This window comes from Paenibacillus sp. J22P165, assembly GCF_059692015.1.
The window spans coordinates 706,982-729,246 of the sequence record NZ_JCAUAP010000001.1 but is presented as its reverse complement, the minus strand read 5'-3'; the positions used below and the strand labels follow the sequence as shown (position 1 = coordinate 729,246).

Genomic DNA, 22,265 nt, shown 5'->3' with positions numbered 1-22,265 from the left:
ACATACCTTTACCAGCAATTGATTAACCAATTTAGAAACGCCAATTAATGCGAAAATAGAAAACCATAACTGAGCATTTGAATACGAAAAGACCGCCAGATCTGGCGGTCCTTCTACTCTAATTACTTTTGATACATTCTATACATCATCACAGCAGCTTCTGCTCTCGTCGCAAATCCAGCAGGATTCAAAAAGCCTCCACTTCCCTGAATCAGTCCTTCCCTCAGCATGGCTGCCAAATCACTAACAGCATAGGCAGCTACGGCTGACCGATCATTGAATGCGTTCAAGTCAGCGCTAGTATCAGCTGCACTAAGCTTCTTCGCCACTCGTAACGCTCTTACTGCAATCACCATCATATCCTGTCTTGAAATCGTCTCATTCGGATTAAACTTGTTCTCACCGCTGCCTTGCACGATATCTAGCATCTTCAACGTGGCCACAGCGTCATAATAGTAAGCATCCTTACTCACATCATTGAAGTTTAATTTGACGTTCGAATCTCCACGAGCTGACAGACTTAACGCTTTTACCAATAGTAAGGAGAAGTCTGCTCTGGAGATATTGGCTGCTGGAGCGAACGTAACTTCGCTCGTTCCGTTAATAATCCCTTTGGACGCCATCACCTCGATGGCATCTTGGGCCCAGTCATACGCCGAGATATCGTCAAAGGTTTTGAATACATAGGCTACAGCATACAAGCTGAAGTGAGTCGTTGAGAAGCTTACCATCCCCGTTACCGGATCGTATTTCCCATTAGGAACGGAAACAGCTTTTCCGGCTCCGTCAATATACCACACTACCAGATGCTCAGGATTTCTGAGCTCCTCTGCCGTCGGCTTATACGGTAAGGATACTTTAACTAGAGCATCGGGGTTATTGTAGACAACTTGTTTGCCGTCTACGGTTACATGAAGTTCAATCACAGGCCGGTTACCGTTCTGTGCTTTCAGTGCTTCAGACAGCTTAGATGGATCAACCATGGAGATCGTTAAGCCTACTTCCTTCGCACCGACTGTTTGGCCAAGTGCAAGCATGTTAGTAGGAACGAGAACAGTACCCACAGCTGTTCTTAACTCCAGCTGCTGAGCAGTTGTACCTGCCGTGAGAGCTTGCGCCGGAAGAGCAACTGTGTAACCTATCGCCCCATCTACCTTCGGCACTTCGATTGGCAGCAATTTCGTACCGGCGGCATCCGCCGTGAGCGCTCCAAATCCATCCGCAATGGCTTTCATATCCAGTGTCACCTTCGCCTCGCCTGTCTTGGTGTCAAGCTGAGGCTTTAGAGTAGCATCCGCAGAAGGTGTTCCAGTTGCGGGTGGTGAAACATCCGAATCAGACGAAGAAGAATCGTTCTCTTCGATTATCGCTGGAGCTGTATACGCCACGGGCAAGCTCACAGATGAGGTATGCCCTAGATTATCATAGGCAGCGATGGTGAATTGATATGTTCTGCCAGCTTCCAAAGGAGCGTCGATATAGAAGGTATTGAAGGTTCGGCCCACTTCTACCCCATCCCGAAACACGATATAACCTACTTGGCCGGGATCAACGGCCGCGGAGAGCACGCTCACTTCATTCTTCAACCTTGGCATAGCCGTAGCAACCGGTGTGCCTGTCGTAGCTGATGTCACCATATTGGAGGCATCGGATGTGGCCGTTCCTTTTACCCCTGCAACCTTATAATAGTATGTCTTCCCACTTTGGAGTCCTGTGTCGGTATAGGTCAATGCTGGACCAGCGTATACCAGCTGATAGCCTTCGTTAGCGCTAGTGGAACGGTACAGCTTGTAGCTCGAAGCTCCAGCAGAAGTACCCCACGTTAATTTGATACTTGAATTGGTGTTCTGACTCGCGGCTAATGCCGTTGGTGCAAAAGGCTTAAAATACGCTTTGACATTGTCAAAGTCGAAGCTGCTCACATTGTCGACGGCCATCTTCACACCGTAAACTGCAGATGTTGCAGTTCTAAAACCAAACTGACTTGCAGCTGGTGTTGCTGCATCATTGACATACAGATCAAATTTATTCGTACTGGTATTTATCGTAAGTTTTGTTTTATACCATGTTCCGTCATAAACAACCGGAGAGAAGACCGATGTCTTAGAGCTGGATTGGTTTGTCTTGTAGGCAAAAATTTGGCCGGCGCTAAAATAGACGTGCACAGCCTGCGTACCAGAAGCAGTCAAGACAAGCGGAATGTTCTTCCAGTTCGAATTTGTTGGTAGAACATGCGTTTCTACTGTCACGATACCTTGAACCCCTTGCGAATCACCGAAGCTTCTAACAGCGCTAGTCTCTATCATATTGCCGCCGGTAACTCTAACCGCATGACCTGGCGCCGCAGCATAGGTAGCATTGACAACCGTGACTGGTCTGCCTGTGTCTTCCACAATTGTCCATCCTGCTGGATCTGCTCCGAGAGCATCGTTATCGAAATTATCGTCAATGAGCGTCTGCACGACACCGAATGCGGAAGATACGATATCCGAATCTGGGGAAACACCTTCCTCATTCAACGCAACGACCTTATAACTATAGTTCGTCACTCCGTCAAGTCCCGAATCCACGTAAGACAGTGAGGCTGTGCTGCCGATCAGCTCGAACGAGTTACTGCTCGCTGTAGATCTGTAGATTGAATAGGTAGCCGCATCCTTGCCAGGATTCCAGTTTAGCTTGATGGTTGAGCCTGTTGAATCACTGGCGTACAACCCTGTTGGCGCTTTAGGGATATCCGTGCCAGAAGCGTTCGTTGTTGCCGTAGTCAACACACTCGATTCTGCTGAAACTGCACCGCTGCTTAACGTTACAATTTTATAGAAATAGTTCATTTTCGGCGTTAGACCGCTGTCCGTAAAGGTGGTACCGGAAGCTATCTCCGCCACTTGCTTGAAACCAGCATTCGGATCCTGGGAACGGTACAGCCGATAGCCTGTAGCTCCCGTAACCGCACTCCATGTCAGCTTGATGCCTGTTCCAGTTCGTTCAGCTACCGCTACATTCGTTGGAGCAGCTGGAATATAAGAAATCTTGATATCATCCAGTGTCATGGCGCTGGTCGTACCAGCTAAAGCAAACATGACCGCATCTAGATTGTTAACCGGACTTTCTCTGTAAGACCAATTGGAGCCTAACAGCTGATCATCCACATACATATCAAATTTCTTGGTTACTGTATTGATTACAGCCTTCAATCGATAGTCTCGATTGAACTCCATTGGATTCAGTAAATCCACCTTGTTTGAGCCGCTGTATCCCCAAATTTTTCCGCTCTGCATGATGATGTTAACCGCTCTTTTACCCGCCACACTGTCTCTAACATCAAGTACGGTTTTGTATTCCGCGTTTGAGGCATTCACAGTTACTTCTGCAGTTACATAAGCTCCAGCAGGTACGCTAAAGGTATGGCTAACAAGAGGATCGCCTGTGCTTTCTTTCTTCATCACCACATTCGCACTCGTTGCCGAATTTTCTTTGACCGAAATCTCCCCGCCGACAGTTCCCGCCGGTACCGTCGCAATCCATCCGCGTTGCCCGTTCAGTGCACCTCTGGTCATATCATCGAAGCTTTCATTAAGGGCATACGCCGGGATGTTAAATAAGGTTGAAATCGGAGCCGAAGTGGCAGACAAGCCACCAGGATTTAATGCAGCGACTTTATAATAATAATTCGTCCCCTCTGCAATCCCTGAATCGGTGTAGGTCACTCCTGTGACGGATGGCCCCGTCAAAGACTCGTATTCACCAGTCAACGTGGCAGAGCGATAGAGTCGATATTCCGTAGCTCCCGGCACTTCATTCCATGCGAGTGTGATGCTCGTTCCCGCAACATTCACGACCTTCAAGCCGGAAGGCGGAGCAGAAACCGTCCATCCGGAAGAAACGGCTGAATAAGCGGACATACCCTTACTGTTCATCGCTGCTACTTTATAAAAATACTGGCTGCCGCTGTCCAGCTTCATGTCTGTATAGCTCAAGGCTCCACTCGGAAGATCTGAAATCGAATAATAATCACCGTCTTCCGAAGTGGAACGATACAGCCTATAATCCGCCGCACCTGGAACGGCATCCCATTTCGCGGTCAAGCTATTTTCCGTATTCCCATCAACCATTAATCCTGTAGGAGCGGAAGGCGATGTAATGGCTTGATCAACGCCATTCCAAGTCAACTTGACACTATTGGCGGAGTTTTGTACGGCCGTCAAACCAGTAGGCGTATGAAGCGCTTGGTTCTTCCCAGGCAAACGGAATTTAACTTTAAACGTTTTTCCTAATGCGTTCTTGACATTAACGGACAATTTCGCTTTTCCGTCAACGTGATTTAAGGAAACGCCTGGATCCAAATAAACGATATCGCCAAAATCCGTATCTAACACAAGATCAATCGTTCCCGTATTAGCCTTCGTTGGATCCGAGACGGACACTTCGATATCCTCTTCCGTCTTCTTGATCATGACAGAAGCTTTTTTATTGCTTATAATCTGGTCTACAGCGGTTATGCCATCGTTCCAGAAGTTGATTGCCGTGATGCCTAGCTTCTTTTCTTTGACAGCTTGTACATTCGGTGTATTGGCCAACACTTCAATATCCGGAAGGCTAGCGTATTGGTCAACTTCTTCGCTTGACTTCCCAGGAAGTAGAACGTAATCATATGTTCCATTGGTAGGATTGGTACCATGATCGAACCACAAATTCATATAGTTGCGAGTATATTCGGTTTCGTAATCAGAGCCTTGATAATATTGGTTCACACTTGACCATTGGTCTGTTCTCGACTCACGCAACCCATGTACTGACGATGCCGTAGGGAAATAGTAGCCAATGTCTGACCCTGGCACATTGCCCGCTAGATGAATGCTGTTCACTCCATCCATAGTCTCGCTCCAACCTAGTTCCGTTGGCTTCGTTGAGCCGTTCACCGTGAGCGCATTATTCCCGCTTTCGTTCAGCTTGCGATTCTCAACAATCGTTTCCACAATCTTGTTATCTGTGGATGTAATGCCGGCGCCAAGACTTACGATCTCATCATCGAACATGAACCACGATTTCTTCGCTTTGAGATTGTATCCATTGGCTGTATATTGCATGCCTGTAGCCCCGTACAATCCATCTATCTCCGTGCCTCCAACCCAGTTGTTAGGATTTTTGGCGTTGGGTGCAGCCGTGGTATTCTGATTGACCGTGGTTCCTGGCAAGCGATAGCTGTTTACCGTAGGCCAGAAGGAATCCTTGTATTGTCCCAAATCCGAATTATATAGATAAGTCATCCCGTCTCCGGTATGCCATCCTTTAAGATTTTCTTCATTCACAATTTCAAAATTCCCAACCTTGTCCGAGGACATGCTGATTCCGAAGACGTATCCCGGTCTATGGTGTACGGCTTTTGCCATATTGGGATATTGTTTATTTCCTATATATGCTGCTCTCGGTATAACAGAGGAATCGTTTACAATTTGTTTCGTCTGAATAATAATGATGATCGAGCTCAAATCTGCATATTTGGTAGGCGAAGTAGACTCTAACATCCACTTTTTAACCATAGACTTAAAAGCTGCCCGATCCTCGACCGAAGGCGCGGAATAGGACATCCTCACCACCGCCGCACCAAGAGCTCCCATGGAAGTTGCCCCGTTATCATCGCTGGCTTTTCTTGCAATATTTCTTCCTCTGACCATGTCGAACATGGAATTGTTGTAAAAGAGAGGCTCGAAGGCATTATATATCCATTGATAAATATTGTTTACATCTGGATCCGTAATGTCCCAAGATGAGCCCGCTATAATATACATTACCTTGGTCAAATTATCGATAAGGTTAATCCCATATCCACCGTTATAGGCTATAAGTGCCGTATGCTGAAGAAATGAACCGTCATCATACATGCCTTCGCCGGAAGTAACATAATCGAATACCGAGCTAAGCTGATCTCTTCCCTCAATGATCTTCGCACTGTGCTTAACGACAATCCCGCTTGAGATCTTAATGTTGCAAGCCCACACACGATTGGCCCCTGTCAGTCCAGCTCCCCACGTAAGAGCTTGATAGTCGATTACCGCATGCCAATTACTAATCTGCGTCGGGGTTAGACTGGAATAAATCATCGTCGTGATGTTATTAATACTTAACGGAGAGCTAATTTGCCAATCAAACCAGTTGTCATAGCCTCGAAAAACCACGCTCTTGTTATATCGATTGGCATACATCCAGTCCATTGCGCTGATGATATCTCCCAGCATATCTGCGTTATGCTCTAAGGTTGATCCTCTTGTCGCGTAAGCTAGCGTCATCGCTTCCAGCCGCTGATAGCTGCCGGAAACATGCTCCGATTCCGTTGTAGTAGCCATATCACTCCAGAGATAGGCTCTTCCCTCACTTTTATTCATGGTGCCCCAATTATTCTGAGCAATGGTAGTAATGTTCGTAATTTTGTCAGCTATGACCGGGTCTGCTGGATCATAGTCCGGTCCGCCCGTCAACATGTCATACATTCTGGCCCGGAGTAAGTCATACTCATCTGCCGAAGCATCGGCTGCATGGGCAGGAGTTATTGGCAGCGCCGCTAAGTTAACTAACATGGCTACCACCAACAAAAGCGCTTTCAAATTTCGTAAGTTTATAGTCATAGAACCTCTTAGCCCCTTTCCTAAAGTAAATTGAATTTCCTTAATTCCATGGGCAGCTTCAATCCTCCGAAGCTATGGAACAGTCCACGTATGAACTCGTTCATCTTACTTGACAGCTCTTGCTGGAACAATATACATGTTTCCAATTAGTTAACAGGCCTAAGCTAATGCGAAAATATCAAAAACTGTATGATTCGATTTAATCAATATACAAAATATTGTTGAATTAACATGTAACATCTCGAGAGAAGGTGAATCTAAAGTTGGCATTTTGAAATATGGACTCAGTTCCAGGTCTTTGACGATCTGATCATGGCTACACAAGAAAATCCGTACAAATGAAAAAAGAACCTTGATTTCTCAAGGTTCTAAAGTAGGCTTATCCTGTCGTCGTACAAAAACTGTGCCTTCAATGGAGTATTACCTATTTGAAGGCAGCTCTGTTTTTAACACGATGTGACTATTGATCTTCTTCCCTTATTACAGGGTACTGTGTATATGGGGGATATTGCTGATAGTATGGCGGGTAGGGATAAGGATATGGGTAATACGGTGGGTAATATGGCTGTGTCGCCGCACCATATAACAATGGCGCTACTACCCATGGCAGTACATTATTAAAGCCGCCGCCGTGCGGATACCAGCCAGGTCCGTGACCAGGCCATTTGCCTGGGCCTCCAGGTCCGCCTGGGAAATAGCCCGCTCCTCCGGGACCACCGGGGAAATGACCAGGTCCTCCTGGGCCACCTGGGAAATGACCAGGTCCTCCTGGACCTCCTGGGAAGTGACCAGGTCCTCCTGGGCCACCTGGTCCTCCTGGACCGTGACCGGGTCCGCCTAGGCCGCCGAGTCCATGTCCAGGGCCGCCGTGCCCTCCAATCGGTGGACGAAATTCTTGATCTTCACGCTTCGTCATATCGGAATCACTCACATTCTGTGTATAGTTTGATTTCTTCCTATACTGTATGTGTGCGATTGCCTACTCGGTGAACGAAAGCCCAAAAATGGGCGCGTTCGCAACATTTATGTAGACTTCTTAACAGATTGCCAAACATAACATGATTAAATTATGCGTCTCTTGTTATTTTTGGGTCACCATGATACTTTCCCATTATGCTTTCCGAAGAAATTTATGACGAATCAACTTCTCATCATTAATAATACTCATCACATCTCGCATGAACACAAAAAGAACTTACCATATTCGGTAAGTTCTTTAGCTTAATTCAAGTACTCACAGGTATTATCTTGTAAAAGCACCCACGGGGAACGAGTAGTTTTGTGTTTCCATCTTCATTTGTAACTACGTAGACTACTCTGACATCATATCCAGTTCCGACTTCTAGTTTTTCAAGAGAGGATAATCTATCAACCGTATTTCCTGATGCAACGAACAGGTAGTCTGTGCCAGTTACTAGCGTAGATGGTTGTGGCTGTAACACACCATCTACTACATATCTTATGAATCCCCACCCTTTGGATCTTGTGAACACCTCACCCGCAAGATTTTTGACAGTTTCAACTGTGCGCCATCCGTCAGTTGAATATTCGTAGTAAGAAGCAAATTGAGAATGTGCATCAGTTAAGTTCAAGTCTCTGCTAACTTGAAATTGCATTGCTAAGAAATATCCATCATTTATAGCAAATATAGGTGTTGAAGCATCCGTAGCAACGTGGTGCACTGTGTTCACTAAGGGTAATACTACTTCGACTCTACTACCATCCGTAGTAGCTTCGATAGTTTGAGAGGTAAGCCCTGCTTCATTTGTGACACTGATTTGTAATGTTGCTACTCCAATCGGATCAGTTTCAGTAATAATATGTCTTGCATGATAAACCCATTCAGAATTGTTGTTGGATGTTTTTTCAAAGAAATATGGAATAACTCCATTAATTTTGAAGTTGCTTGACATAGTGATTTCTTGACTAACCCCGAACATTATTTCAATTTCGTCACTTACTGTACTTTTACCTAAACTCAAATCTGGGTTTGGATTTGTTCCAATTGAAACACTATGAATCACAGGAGCTTCAATTACAGGAACACCAGTCAATGTGCTGTTTGTAACCCTGAAGATACGTCCAGTGTTATCCTTTATTGTGATAACGGCTTTCTTCGGTGTTGTGAAAGTATAAGGTGAACTAGTCCAGTAATCATTTCTTTCTTGAGCACCACGTTGTTTAAATGAAGCACTTAGCTGACCGTCAAGACCGTTCCCGTATCGCTCATCATCAGCTTTCAAGAATCCTAATTGTGTGCCTGTTGCTGTACGTGTAGCCAATAGTGAATCATTGTCACCCAATAAAGATACTTGGATTTCTGTAATGTTCGCATAGTCTAGCTTGTTGATGTCAAATTTGAAACCTACATTATAAGAAATATCTACAGGAACATCGGATCCCCAGTATGTGAAGTCTTCAGGTTGTACGTAGCATATATATTACAAACTGCCTATGTAAAAAAATTGGTAAAAAAAGACCCAGAAACCCATCTTTATCTAATCTTAATTACCTGTATTATGTTTGTAATAAGTCCGAATCTTTCACTACATTTTAGGTATAAAGAACTAATTTTACTCACTCCATACATTTACTCCTATATATCTTTTCCAATCGACAATATCCAACAAACATTCGCGTACATTCGACAAAATTACCTAGCGTCCAATTCACAGAATATTCCGTAATATTAAACATACAAAATTCATTTAAAAAAGCCCCTCACCAGAAAGTTAGTAGAGGCTAGAAGTAATTTAAACTATTTTTTTTAGCTATTTCTTTAATTTCATCAAATCGCACAGCCCTACGAAGAAAATAACAATTGTTGTAAGCACGATCAGTCTGAAATCCCAAGCATTCGGAAACTCATTCATTTTGGTATCTGTCACACGTAGAATGAGAATAAAAAACAATAAAACCAAATCGAAAAACATGCAATAAGCCATTCTAGCTGAGAGTTTATGAAGTGGGAGTTTGTCCATCATTTTACCGAAACCAAAAAGATCACTCCACTTCCCGGATTCAGACTTCGACTTTTGGGGGGTATGGTCCTTTTCCTCTTGTTTATCAGCGATCAGCTTTGGCTCGGTTGACATTCTCCGCGCCAACTCCTTGCAATGACTCGACGGCATCCTGCCACATCAGAACAGCCCCTACGAAGCTTACACCTGCAATGAAAATCCCCCCCAAAGGTGTCAATAGCTTCAACTCCCATGTTAAGATGATAGCTACAAAGCTTACTAAGATTAATAGATAAGCGCCTGTTATTTTCATTGAGTTCCCTGCCATGATCTTCTACACCTCCTCTATTATGAAGCTAAAGTAGTATATGAGAGATTAATAGATTACGTGTTAGGCAACAATCGGCATCCTTCGCACAGTAAAAAAGACCTAAGGGGTCGTCACCCGCTCAGGTCTTTAGTTTCAAGCACGTTAGCCTATCTATTCAATAAGCTTCCTACATACCGTAGTAATTCATTCGCACAAACCGGGCAATAACCATGCTCATCGATCAACTGTTTCGAAACATCGTTAATTTTCTTCAGCTGCTTCTCATCCGGTGTTTTCGTTGAGGTTGTAATCTTCACGATGTCCTTCAAATCTGCGAAAAGCTTCTTCTCAATTGCTTCACGCAGCCGTTCGTGACTGCTGTAGTCAAATTTTCTGCCTTTGCGTGAGTAGGAAGAGATACGAATCAGTATTTCTTCGCGGAATGCTTTTTTCGCATTTTCCGATATCCCAATCTGCTCTTCAATGGAACGCATGAGGCGCTCATCTGGATCCATCTCTTCACCAGTTAATGGATCTTTAATTTTACCCCAGTTGCAATAGGCTTCAATATTATCCAAGTAGTTATCGAAAATCGTTCTGGCAGACTCTTCAAAAGAGTACACGAACGCCTTCTGCACTTCCTTCTTGGCAATATCGTCGTATTCCTTACGAGCAACGGAGATGAAATTGAGGAAGCGCTCCCGCTCATCTTTGGTAATCGATGGATGCTGATCCAGCCCATCCTTCAATGCACGCAGCACATCTAAGGCATTAATACATTGGAGATCCTGACGGATCAAGGCACTAGAGATCCGGTTAATAACATACCGCGGATCAATGCCGCTCATGCCTTCTTCTTGGTACTCATTTTGCATTTCCTTCAAATCGGCTTCTTTGTAGCCTTCGACAACTTCACCGTCATACATACGCATTTTTTTGATCAAATCCATACCTTGCTTCTTCGTTTCCTTCAAACGTGTAAGAATCGAGAAGATTGCAGCTACACGAAGCGCATGCGGTGCAATATGGATGTGGGACATATCACTCTGTCCGATAAGCTTGGTATAAATCTTTTCTTCATCTGTTACGCGTAAATTATAAGGGATCGGCATGACAATCATACGAGACTGCAAGGCCTCATTTTTCTTATTCGCGATAAATGACTTATACTCCGTTTCATTCGTATGCGCAATGATTAACTCATCGGCACTGATCAAGGCGAAGCGTCCCGCTTTGAAATTCCCCTCCTGGGTAAGTGAGAGCAAATTCCATAGGAATTTCTCATCACATTTCAGCATTTCCTGGAACTCCATGATGCCCCTGTTCGCCTTATTGAGCTCGCCATCGAATCGATACGCCCGCGGATCAGACTCAGAACCAAACTCTGTAATGGTTGAGAAGTCAATGCTTCCCGTTAAATCCGCGATATCCTGCGATTTTGGATCGGACGGACTGAAGGTACCAATCCCCACACGACCTTCTTCTGAGACAAATACACGCTCCACATGCACATCTTCAATACAACCGTTGTACTCCGTTTTCAGACGCATTTGGCAGGAAGGACAAAGGCTGCCCTCGATTTTCACATTGAGCTCACGCTCAATCTCCAACCGCAGCTCCATCGGAATCAAATGAAGCGGCTCTTCGTGCATCGGACACCCTTTGATCGCATAGACGGCCCCTAGATCAGTTTTCGCAAATTGCTCTAATCCGCGTTTTAGCATGGTCACAATTGTGGATTTCCCACCGCTTACAGGACCCATTAGCAACAAAATACGTTTACGAACATCCAATCGACGGGCAGCGGAGTGGAAATATTCTTCCACCAGCTTCTCAACGGCACGATCTAGACCAAAAATCTCTTGGTTGAAAAACTTGTAAGATTTGTGGCCACTCTGATCGTTGATCCCTTGGGAAGCAATCATATCATAGACCCTTGAATGCGCAGTTCTCGCGAGTCCAGGATTACTGCGAAGCAATTCTATGTACTCCGCGAACGTACCGGTCCAGCTCAATGAATCCTTCTCCGTACGATGCTCTGAAATTCTTTTGAATATGTCCATGGGTACCTCCTTTCACTGCTGCCTTTAATAGCAATAGGTCAGCTCGTGATGGTGAATTGTGTACTACAATCCTATGCACCCAAGAAGGAGAACTTGCCCGAAATTTTAAATTGTCACGTATTTCTCTCTAACGATTTATGAAAATGGAAATGACTAGGAATCAGAGTCGATGTTCCCTATTTTCTGAAAATTTCATACTTGCAGCCGGCTTCAACTCCAAATTCAATAACCGTTTGATCCCTGTTGACTAGCATTTCTTTCCCGCCACAGAACACAAGAACAGCTTCACGTGTGCGAACTCTACACTGGCCAGATAAGGCTGCACGAATAACTGCTTGCGATAATTGACCATCGTTCCACTTAAGGTCAATTACATAGCCATTGCGTCCTCTCAGGCCGCTCACAGCCCCTTGTCGCCACGCAGAAGGCAGGGCAGGGAGCAAACTCAGCTCACCTGCATGTGTCTGCAGCAACATCTCAACAACACCCGCTGTCGCTCCGAAATTACCGTCTATCTGAAAAGGAGGATGCGCATCAAACAGGTTGGGATACGTTGACTTGCGCAGCATATGACTCAAGTGGGTGTACGACTGCTCACCATCTTCAAGTCTCGCATACATATTGACGATCCACGCGCTGCTCCAGCCCGTATGACCGCCTCCGTTTTCCAATCTGCGCTGAAGGGTTGCTGCTGCAGCCTCAGCTAATTCCGGTGTGCGATGAGGGCTGATTTGCGTTCCGGGATGAAGGGCAAACAACTGTGAAATATGACGATGCCCTGGATCCACCTCCGCATAATCCTCCAGCCATTCCATGATCTGACCATGTTTGCCGATTTGAGGCTTAGGCAGACGTTCTAACAGCGCTGTAAGCTGATCTCGCAGCTCACCATCCACCTGCAGATGATCGCAGCTCTGAATACATGCAGTGAACAACGCATAGATGATCTGCGAATCCATAGCCGGTCCCATCGTCAATGCCCCTCTAGTTCCATCGGCCAATACATATAGGTTTTCTGGCGAAACAGAGGGACCAGTTACAAGCTGCCCATTCGGAGATTCCACCAAATAATCAACGAAAAATGCCGCGGCTTCCTTCAAGATGGGATAGGCTCTCATCCGTAAAAACGCCTGATCTGCCGTAAACAGAAATTGCTCCCACAGATGTAAGCTCAGCCATGCCGCTCCCATTGGCCAAATCACACAAGTCGGAAACAAGCCCTCTGGTCGTGTTTCTCCCCAAATATTCGTGTTGTGATGTGCGACAAAGCCGGAACAGCCATATAGCTCCCTTGCGGTTTGCCGACCACTAACTTGCATGCGTTCAATATGATCAAATAAAGGCTCATGACACTCAGATAACCCGCATACCTCCGCTGGCCAATAATTCATTTGCGTATTGATATTAATCGTGTATTTAGACTCCCAAGGCGGTGTAAAGCTATCATTCCAAATCCCCTGAAGATTAGCTGGCAAACACCCAGGTCGGGAGCTCGCGATCAGCAAATACCGGCCGTAGTGGAAGTAAAGCTCCGTCAATCCAATGTCCACATGCGAATGTGACTCCTGCAGCAGCTTTAATCGCTGATCGGTTGCAACGTCATCTAACGGATCATGTTCCGTCAGTTGCAGACTGATCCGATTGTACAACGCTTGATAATCGTGGATATGCCGGCTCTCTAGCTCTTCCGTACTAACCTGCTCTGCTGCCGCGATATGCTCTTGGCATGCAGCTAATGGATCCGGCTCTCGAAACGTACTGGCTGCGGCAAGCAGCAGCGTCACGGAGCTAGCCCCTTCCACAGAGAGGAAATCGCCAACGACCGAGACAGAACCATCCTCAGCTTTTGCCTTCAACACACAGGCATAGTCGACACCGTGCTTCCCGCAATCGCCGCTCATCCAGATGCTGTTTGCCGATAGCTTCCCCGATTCTCCCTCGTATGGTCTGCGGTTGAGATTCGCCGAGAAATTCAGCTGTCCAGGCTGATCACAGGTAAGTCTCATGACGATCACTTGATCGGGATAGCTGGCATACATCGTACGATGATAGGTGACGCCGTCTATCCGATAGCTTGTCCGAGCTATGGCATTCTTGATATCCAACTCGCGCCGATATCCTTCAACCTCCCCCTTTTGACCATGAAAATAAATCCTCAGATCTCCCAATGGCTGATAGGGATTATAATATTTAGGCGTGGAAAAAAGAGCCATACGCGTTAATCGCGTGGCCTCTTCCACCTTCCCAGCAAAAAGCAGCTCCCGAATTTGTTCCAAATAACGGGACCCATCAGGATTCAGTCCATCCTTAGGTCCTCCGTACCAGATGGAATCTTCATTGAGCTGAATTCGTTCCTCCTGTACATGGCCGAAAACCATCCCACCTAACCGACCGTTCCCGATCGGAAGCGCCTCCACCCACAATTGTGCGGGTTGCAGATACCACAGTTTCTCACGATTGTTCAAGAATATGCCCCCTATTTACCAATTGGCTTAGCACCCTGCTTAGGGGATGCTGGCATTACCATAATCATCTTCGTACCTTGCTCAGGCACACTTTCAATCCTCAGGCCATAGCTCTCCCCATAAACCATTTGAATACGGCGATGGACGTTCAACACACCAATGCCACCCTTTTTACCCGCTTCATCTGTTTCGGCATCCGCTAGCCGGTTAGCACTCAATTTCTCTTGAAGTTGCGTTAACTTCGCCTCCGTCATCCCCGAACCATTATCCTCAACGCTGATCCAGAAGATGCCATCAACAACACCTCCGTCAATACGAACGAAATGATAATCTTCCAACCCGTCTGGGAACGCATGCTGGAACACATTCTCCACTAACGGTTGGAGGGTTAATCGAACCATGACATGAAGCAAGTACTCCGGCTTTATAGCCACATCAATCTCGAATTCACGGCCAATTCTGTGCTTCAAAACAACAATATAATACAAAACGTGCTTCAATTCGTTAGCAACGGTAATTTCCTCAAGATTGGTTTGAACCGAATATCGCAGCATGTAAGCCAACGCCTTCACAATTTCAGATATCTCTTCTGATTCTTGAATCGTGGCATAGCAAACAATGGTCTCGAGTGTGTTGTACATAAAATGAGGATTGATTTGCAGCTGCAAGGATTGAAACTCCGCTTGCTGACGCTCCATACGAATCTCAGAGTTGCTGATTTCAACCTGAACCACACGATCCACAGCTTCAGATAGCCGCTTAACCATCAGATTGTAGCGCACCATGAGCTCAACAATCTCATCCTTGTGAGGGGGTAACGGAATCGTTGCCCAATTCCCTTTCTCCGTTTCTCTCATCCCGTTTTTTAACACTTGAATCGGCTTGGCAATCGACTTGCCGAATCGATAGGCTAATAAAATCGCCAGAATCAACGTAAATAACCCGACGATTAGTGTTGTCGAACGAATGTTAGTTAAAGGTTTACGCAGCTCACTTAGCGGCATAGAGACGACAAGCTGCCAATCCGAATAATCGGACTTTCGGCTCACATACATGCGCTCGTCACCCTCACTCGTATCGATGAAAGAGGATTTCCCTGCCTTTTCTAGTTTCTTTACAAACTCGTTTGGCACTTCCAATCCGACTTTCTTCCCATCTGGGTGATAGACATATCGTCCCTTATTATCAATGATGAACAGGTAGCCGTATTTGCCTAAATCTATCCCTTTCCATAGGGCAGACAGATCCGCTGATCGCATCTCAATTGCGAGTATGCCACTCAATTCAGCCGAGGTAAAACCTCGAAACCGGCGAACAAGCGTAAGCATTTGATTCTCTTGACCTTCAATAATCGTATGGTTCAAAATACTCAATTTGCCATCTGCCGCTGTATTGGCGAGCAAATATTGTCGCTGCTTCCGTTTATCTTCTGCATTGAAGGATTGCTCACTCACACCGTTATAGTAATAGACCGCATTCAGTTTATCGCTGATCACATAGACGGATGCCAACTTCGGATTACGAATAAATAACGGTTCGACACTCGTTTCGAGAATCGTTTTCCGATACATATAATAGTCGTATTCCTCCCGATCAACCTTCAAATCTATAAACTCCATAATCTGTCTGTTCGTCAAAAGTGATACAATCGAGCGCTCATAGTCCTTCAAATACAGATCCGTATGATGAACGGCATTTCCGACGATTTGATTCATCTGATTCTCCACCATTTCCGTTAATTCACCGGAAGAAGTCATGTAGGAGAAGATGCCGACACTGCTTAGTGAAAGAATGATAACAATCAAGAAATAAACGAAAATCTTCTTCGTTAGCCCTCTAATTTTCATTTGATACCCAGTCCTGCACGATATTCAGAAGGGGATACGCCCACGATCTTTTTGAAGGTTTTTGTAAAATGCGGATAATCGTCGTACCCTACATCAGCGGCCACATCCACAATGCGAACATACGGAATAGCCAACATTTCCTTCGCCTTCATCATTCTTTTGTTAATCCGGTATTGCACGAAGGTCTCTTGTGTTACTTTTTTAAAAAGCGAACTGAAATAAGTCGGTGTCAATCCGACCATGGCCGCAACTTGATCCAACGAAATGTCTTCCGATAGTCGGCTGTCAATATAACTTTTGGCCTCTTCCATCGGATCTTTAAAGCTTCCGCTTCGTACAGCTTGCAGTCCCTTGGCCATTTGAATTAATCCTTTATTAAACATATCTAAGGCATCCCTCACACTATCAGCCTGCATATAAGCTTGCGTGATTGAAGGTGAGTAGTTGCGTGCTTGAAAGCGCTTGACCAACAAGGAATGGCAATCATCCAGTAACTCTTTAAGTCCAGCCAACGAGAGATGCACAGAGAGACAATAGTCGCGCCAACGGTCGATGAGGCTGCCTAACTCCTCCATCTGCAAAGCCCATATTTGCTGCTCCATCTGATCAATCCACTCAATATAACGGGAAGGCGGCATGTAGCCGCGAGAAGGCTCCTTGATTAACTGATTCAGCATGTCATGTACATCCGATGTCGTGACTGGTTTCAACATATAATGACGAACACCATAATTGACACTTTTTTGAGCATATTCAAAATCACTGTAACCAGATATCACAACTGTTTTGATTTGCGGGAATTCCTCATGAATGATTCGGCAGAGCTCTAATCCGTCCATTTTCGGCATACGAACGTCTATCAGCACAAGATCAGGCTCGCAGGCACGAATTTGTTCCAAAGCATCCACGCCATTCTCGGCTGTCTGAATGCGTGAGAAAGCTGGTTGGTACATTTCCGCCATCTTAACAATCCCTCTGCGTATGACCGGCTCATCATCTACAATCAATACATGCATGTCCTGGCCCCCTTCCCATGTTTCAAAATCAATATTCAATTATGATAACTCACCCTAATAGGTTCTTCAACGGAAGGAATTACAAGCGCGTTTGTGCCAAGCGCCACGTGACAGTATTGTAAGCTTGTGGCATATCCGTCGGTCCAGTAAGCTGCCCCTTGTAAGAGCCATCCGTCTGTTTGGTAACGGTTGCTTTCCAGACGCCGCATACACCTGCCTCGTAGTCAAAGGTTTCCCCGTCATCGTCGTACACATGGCCTTCACCCGCTTCATCACCGAAATGAATGATCTCAAGCGGGACTTGTGTACCCAGTCGTGGGACATGCGACAGAGCAGGAATCATCGGAATTACAGATCCATTTTTAACAAATACTGGAATATGTTCCAAATCACAATCAATCCGAATGATACAGCCACCCGTGTATCGTTCACCATTTTCTAATCCATACCAGACTCCCGATGGGAGCAAGACTTCTCTCTCATACTCTCCCTCGACAAGAGGAGCTACGAGCAAGGCATCGCCAACCATATATTGGTCATCCCATTCTCTCACCTTTTTCTTGCCGTAAGCGCCGTCTGTCGTATTTAAGGTTTGCTCAGCTGCTTCAGCTTGAAGAACCTCGGCTGCAACGATTTCGGATGGCGTCATCACGAATGGCATGGCACGGAAAGGAGGAATTCCCTTTTCTCGGTAAGCTGCAAACGCCGTATATAAATAAGGCAGCAGTCTCATTCGCAGCTTAATATAATGACGAACGGTGTCCTCCACCTCAGGGAAAGACCACGGTTTCGTTCCATCTCCCCATGCATTAAGCATCGCGAGTGGCGAGAAAATAACCGTTTGCATCCGTCTGACCCAATCTTCGGCATTCCTAGCTCTTCGCACTTCCGGCGTCCACAGCAGTCCGCTGAACGAGGCGCTGCATATCCCCCGAATGAATTGCTTATGATCATAAAGATCCGAATATAACACATAAGGCATGGAGGATGCCCCTGTATTCGAAGCTCTAACAAGGCCGTAGGTTCGCCGATTTTGGCTGCGGAATAGTTCTGCCGTCATCTTTTGAAACATTAACCCATACATTTGTCTCATCTGTTCGCCGTCTAGTCCGGACGGAAACTGAGCATGTCCAGGAAACATCCACGAGTTGTTCGTCAAATCACTGCCGTCACATTCATCCAGCTTGTATCCCGCTACCCCGATATTGACATGCTGCTCCTCATGCTGCTTGGTATAAAGTTCCACAGCTTCTGGCAAGGAATAATCAGGAGCAAGTCCTCCCCATACGGAATGACTCCCCGATAGTGGCTTCAATTGATCGTACAATGTACTCTCCGGTGCTACAAAAGGATGTTCCCATAGGTTCACCCGAAAGCCTTTTTGATCCAGTGCTTTCACAAACTGTTCAGGTTCAGGGAATCGATTCTTCTCCCATTCATAACTAACTGGGTAGCTTTGGCTGTGCCAACCAGGCTCGAGACCGATCACATCACAGGGCATATCATGCTGACGGAACTGCTCAGCTTCTTCGAGCACTTGCCCGTCCGTATACAGCGTCGGAACACGATGCCAGAAGCCAAGTCCCCACTTCGGAGGCAATGTGCCTCCCCCGCAAAACAAATTATATCTAGCCACCACATCCGAGAGGGTAGGTCCGCCAAATAAATAAACGTCTGCCCCCACCAGAGGAATCTTGATCTCCACGCGCGAGGCCACCATCGTCGCTTTCCATCCCTTATCGGTGTTACGATCACGAATATCCTCGTTCAGTGTTTCCGCTTGTCTCATGGTTGATCCGCAGTACATCGTAACAATACGTGAAGTATCCACTAACACACCATACCCAAGATCGCTTATATAAAAAGGTACCGGAGCATGCGTCTCCCCTGTATCCTGCTTGGGATCGCTGTTTACCCGCAAGTAACGGTTTCTTCCACGTTGATTCATTCGTAATAACTGCAGACCTGTCCCATAGAGCTTCTCTGTACGATTTAGGGGGATAGATACCATACGATAGTCGCCTAGATCTTCAATCTCAATGCTATCTCTTTCAAAAGGAGGCTCCACTTGCGGCAACTTCTTCATCTCATCCGTTTTCGGTAAATTGCCCATCAAAGAGAGAGGTGTCATGTCCTGCGGATCTCCAATTGTAAACTTCCATACGCCTGGTGCCGTTTGTTGCCAATTCGTTGTCTTCATGCTTATATCCCCATTCCTCTATAAAGTTGGAACCTTAATCGACATAGTGCTTCCTGACGCATTGGCCAGCTTCGTGTAATGAACAAGTGCTTGGGTTTTCAAATAATCCCTGCCGCTAGTTTCAGCTTCGCGCCCTTCACGGAGTGCTGCCAAAAATTCAGCTAATGTATCTTTTTCATCTACACCAGTTAGATCATCAACGACTTCAACTTTGCCATCTCGAATTAGGCGAATCTCTTTATCGACCACTTCCATAGCGCCTTCTGTTCCCTCGATTCGCCAATTGCCGCTCCATGGCGTCTCCGTCCCTCTAGCAGAAATGGAGGCTTGATAGGCCGCTGTAATGCCCCCTTCCATTTCAAAAAAGGCATAAGCATTAATCAGTGCACCCTCCTCTTTCCAGGCGCCGATTGGATTGTACAGCTTCGATTGAACTGATTTCCCCTCTCTGCCCGTGAAATAGCGAATCATATCTAAGTGATGCACGCCGATGTCATCCAGAATACTAACCGTATATCTCCGCGCTACATGATGGTATCTGTAGAACTGAATATCCATAGACGAAATGCTGCCGATTGCACCTTCGTCCAAAAGCTGTTTCATTTTCCGAACATAAGGCATTCTGCGGTAATTTTCTGCGATCATAAATGGGATGTTTTCCCTAGCTGCTCGAGCTACGATCTCAAGAGATTCCTCATAGTCAAAGGAAATCGGTTTCTCGCACAAAACGGCCAACTTACGGTCAAATGCCGCATGGTTCACCACTGTGTGCATCATTGGCGAAGTCACATTGACTAGAAAATCAGCTTGTTCGTTCTGCAACGCCTCTTCTAATGACGTGTAAAAGGGAAACTGATCACCCTGCATCTTCTCTTTCATTGATATATCAACTTCAACAACAGCTGCTAATAGGCCCTGATCTCTTAAACGTTTATACCAACTGAACCCGGCTGAACCCAAACCAACCAATATCGCTTTCATATGTAAAATACCCCCTTAAGATTTCATGAAATTTTATTGCCTTCATTATAGGTAATTATCCACCTAAGCAAAACGTCTAAACTTACGGCAGCATGTGTTTTTTTACGATTTCCACATAAAAAAGCACCCCTCTGCACAAAACGCTACGCTAGAGGGATGCTGCTTTAGTTAACTTTATTTCGTGTCAATCATAATCGCGCCTTGCTTCTTGTTCCAACGATCCGTCGCTTCTTTAATAATTTCGGTGCCGCCTTTGGATTTGTACTCTTCAATGACTTTCGGCCAATCGGAGATCGGTTCTTTGCCATAAATCATTTTGATCATGTGATCGACGATGATTTTCGGACCTACGTCTGGTTGAGGAGCTGCAAGATCCGGAAATTTAGCAAAGCTGCTCAAATCCGGATAAAATCCGATACCAGGTAAGCCTTCTTTCGAAAGGACTTCGTCGAATGCTTTCAACGTCGTTTTTCCATCATCGTTTAACTGCATTCTTGGTTTGTTGTAGGTAGAGTCATGTACCGCCCAAAGCGTTCCGCTGCGGAACCCTTCTTCATCAATTTCTTCTTTGGTTACTGGGAATTTATAATTAATCGCACCGCTGCTGTCCTTGGTATACGTATCGCCTTCAATCCCAAAGGTGAAGAATGTTTCTGCATCCTTGGACGTCATCATCCAATCGAACATTTTGATAATACCAGCAGCCGTATCTTGCTTCACGTTTTTATTAATATAGAACGTCCGCACGACTGGTGAATAAAGGAAGTAACCACCTTTGCCCTCTGGCCCCTTCGGAGAAGGAATGATATCCGCTTTAAAGTCTGGATTAAGTGCTCTCAGCTTGGTTTTTGATCCTGGTAATCCGGAAGCATTCTGCGACCAGATCCCTGCTTTCCCCGCATCTAGGCTTTTGTTGTAATCCGTAGCCGAAATGGTAGCGAATTCCTTCGGAATCAAACCTTCCTCATACATCGTTTTATAGGCCGTCAGTGCTTTCTGTACATTCTCGGAATCGAAGAACTTCGGAACCACTTGACCGTCCACGAGTTCAAATTGATCCTTATAAGGCAGTACATCGTAAGCTCCCAGAAGGACGTCAGCATACTTGAAGTTTTCCCTCATTTGATACGGACTCTCAACGCCTAACTTCTTGAACTCACGTAGAACATTCAGAAACTCCTCAACCGTTTTGGGAGCTTGAAGTCCCGTTTTCGCTAGCAAATCTGTACGAATGTACGTGGCACGACGGGAAGGATTGCTCAAAAATTCAGGGATACCATAAATCTTGCCATTGTACGACACACTCTCCCAAGCTGCTTTCGGGACATTTTTCATTAAATTAGGACCATACTGTTTCAACAGATCGTCCAGCGGCATAAACACACCGTTCTCAACCGAACCCGACATCGACTTACTGCCTGGACCACCGATACTGCCGACAACATCAGGAATATCGTTACTTGCGAACATAACTCCGAATTTGGCATCCTCTACAACCCTGACGTCCAAGTCAGTATTAGTTAATTCTTCAAGCTTCAAAACCCACTTATCCTTGTTTAAGTCAGGTACTTTGGTGTGGTAGCCCGTACTCACTGTCGTTGGAAAAAGAAGTGAGAACTTAACCGGCGCTGGCTTCGCATTCGCTGATGGCTGAGGGGAAGCATCCCCAGCTACTTTCCCATCTGAAGAACATGCCGTCAATGCAGTAGCCGTCATCATAACGGCAAGACTAAGACTGATCATTTTTTTCATTGAAAACCCCTTCTTTCCTTATTCTACTGAAAGCGATTGCATCGATCT

Annotated in this window: 12 protein-coding genes; all 12 read right to left on the bottom strand. The window is 45.7% G+C overall.

Annotated features, from left to right (window positions below):
- Nucleotides 1–122: 122 nt before the first annotated feature.
- Complete coding sequence (locus AC58QM_RS03180; RefSeq protein ID WP_497281282.1) at nt 123–6,623, bottom strand: polysaccharide lyase family 8 super-sandwich domain-containing protein; 6,501 nt, start codon at nt 6,621–6,623, stop codon at nt 123–125.
- Nucleotides 6,624–7,083: 460 nt separating this feature from the next.
- Nucleotides 7,084–7,539, bottom strand: a complete 456-nt coding sequence (locus tag AC58QM_RS03175) for a hypothetical protein (protein WP_497281281.1) — start codon at nt 7,537–7,539, stop codon at nt 7,084–7,086.
- A 310-nt stretch (nt 7,540–7,849) separates the two neighbouring features.
- Nucleotides 7,850–8,905, bottom strand: coding sequence for a hypothetical protein (locus tag AC58QM_RS03170; RefSeq protein ID WP_497281279.1), 1,056 nt, complete (start codon nt 8,903–8,905; stop codon nt 7,850–7,852).
- 489 nt (nt 8,906–9,394) lie between these two features.
- The gene (locus tag AC58QM_RS03165; protein WP_497281277.1) at nt 9,395–9,718 is read right to left on the bottom strand and encodes a hypothetical protein; all 324 of its coding nucleotides are present in this window, start codon (nt 9,716–9,718) and stop codon (nt 9,395–9,397) included.
- The gene (locus tag AC58QM_RS03160) at nt 9,690–9,911 is read right to left on the bottom strand and encodes a hypothetical protein (RefSeq protein WP_497281276.1); all 222 of its coding nucleotides are present in this window, start codon (nt 9,909–9,911) and stop codon (nt 9,690–9,692) included. The genes AC58QM_RS03165 and AC58QM_RS03160 overlap by 29 nt, the downstream gene beginning before the upstream one ends.
- Before the next feature lie 149 nt (nt 9,912–10,060).
- Nucleotides 10,061–11,956, bottom strand: a complete 1,896-nt coding sequence (locus AC58QM_RS03155; protein WP_310500564.1) for a PrkA family serine protein kinase — start codon at nt 11,954–11,956, stop codon at nt 10,061–10,063.
- 176 nt (nt 11,957–12,132) lie between these two features.
- Nucleotides 12,133–14,421 carry a glycosyl hydrolase family 95 catalytic domain-containing protein gene (locus AC58QM_RS03150; protein WP_497281274.1) on the bottom strand — a complete coding sequence of 763 codons (2,289 nt, stop codon included), beginning with the start codon at nt 14,419–14,421 and terminating at the stop codon, nt 12,133–12,135.
- An 11-nt stretch (nt 14,422–14,432) separates the two neighbouring features.
- Complete coding sequence (locus AC58QM_RS03145) at nt 14,433–16,268, bottom strand: cache domain-containing sensor histidine kinase (RefSeq protein WP_497281272.1); 1,836 nt, start codon at nt 16,266–16,268, stop codon at nt 14,433–14,435.
- A complete protein-coding gene (locus AC58QM_RS03140) occupies nt 16,265–17,284 on the bottom strand; it encodes a response regulator transcription factor (RefSeq protein ID WP_497281271.1) in 1,020 nt (339 codons plus the stop codon). The genes AC58QM_RS03145 and AC58QM_RS03140 overlap by 4 nt, the downstream gene beginning before the upstream one ends.
- A gap of 79 nt (nt 17,285–17,363) precedes the next feature.
- Complete coding sequence (locus AC58QM_RS03135; RefSeq protein WP_497281269.1) at nt 17,364–19,484, bottom strand: glycoside hydrolase family 31 protein; 2,121 nt, start codon at nt 19,482–19,484, stop codon at nt 17,364–17,366.
- An 18-nt stretch (nt 19,485–19,502) separates the two neighbouring features.
- Complete coding sequence (locus AC58QM_RS03130) at nt 19,503–20,465, bottom strand: Gfo/Idh/MocA family protein (RefSeq protein WP_497281267.1); 963 nt, start codon at nt 20,463–20,465, stop codon at nt 19,503–19,505.
- A 174-nt stretch (nt 20,466–20,639) separates the two neighbouring features.
- Complete coding sequence (locus AC58QM_RS03125) at nt 20,640–22,217, bottom strand: extracellular solute-binding protein (protein ID WP_497281266.1); 1,578 nt, start codon at nt 22,215–22,217, stop codon at nt 20,640–20,642.
- Nucleotides 22,218–22,265 lie beyond the last annotated feature (48 nt).

Excerpts from the sequence above, each read along its gene's own strand:
- AC58QM_RS03180 (WP_497281282.1), bottom strand. The coding sequence starts at position 6,623 with ATGACTATAAACTTACGAAATTTGAAAGCGCTTTTGTTGGTGGTAGCC.
- AC58QM_RS03175 (WP_497281281.1), bottom strand. The coding sequence starts at position 7,539 with ATGACGAAGCGTGAAGATCAAGAATTTCGTCCACCGATTGGAGGGCAC.
- AC58QM_RS03165 (WP_497281277.1), bottom strand. The coding sequence starts at position 9,718 with ATGTCAACCGAGCCAAAGCTGATCGCTGATAAACAAGAGGAAAAGGAC.
- AC58QM_RS03160 (WP_497281276.1), bottom strand. The coding sequence starts at position 9,911 with ATGGCAGGGAACTCAATGAAAATAACAGGCGCTTATCTATTAATCTTA.
- AC58QM_RS03155 (WP_310500564.1), bottom strand. The coding sequence starts at position 11,956 with ATGGACATATTCAAAAGAATTTCAGAGCATCGTACGGAGAAGGATTCA.
- AC58QM_RS03145 (WP_497281272.1), bottom strand. The coding sequence starts at position 16,268 with ATGAAAATTAGAGGGCTAACGAAGAAGATTTTCGTTTATTTCTTGATT.
- AC58QM_RS03140 (WP_497281271.1), bottom strand. The coding sequence starts at position 17,284 with ATGCATGTATTGATTGTAGATGATGAGCCGGTCATACGCAGAGGGATT.
- AC58QM_RS03135 (WP_497281269.1), bottom strand. The coding sequence starts at position 19,484 with ATGAAGACAACGAATTGGCAACAAACGGCACCAGGCGTATGGAAGTTT.
- AC58QM_RS03130 (WP_497281267.1), bottom strand. The coding sequence starts at position 20,465 with ATGAAAGCGATATTGGTTGGTTTGGGTTCAGCCGGGTTCAGTTGGTAT.
- AC58QM_RS03125 (WP_497281266.1), bottom strand. The coding sequence starts at position 22,217 with ATGAAAAAAATGATCAGTCTTAGTCTTGCCGTTATGATGACGGCTACT.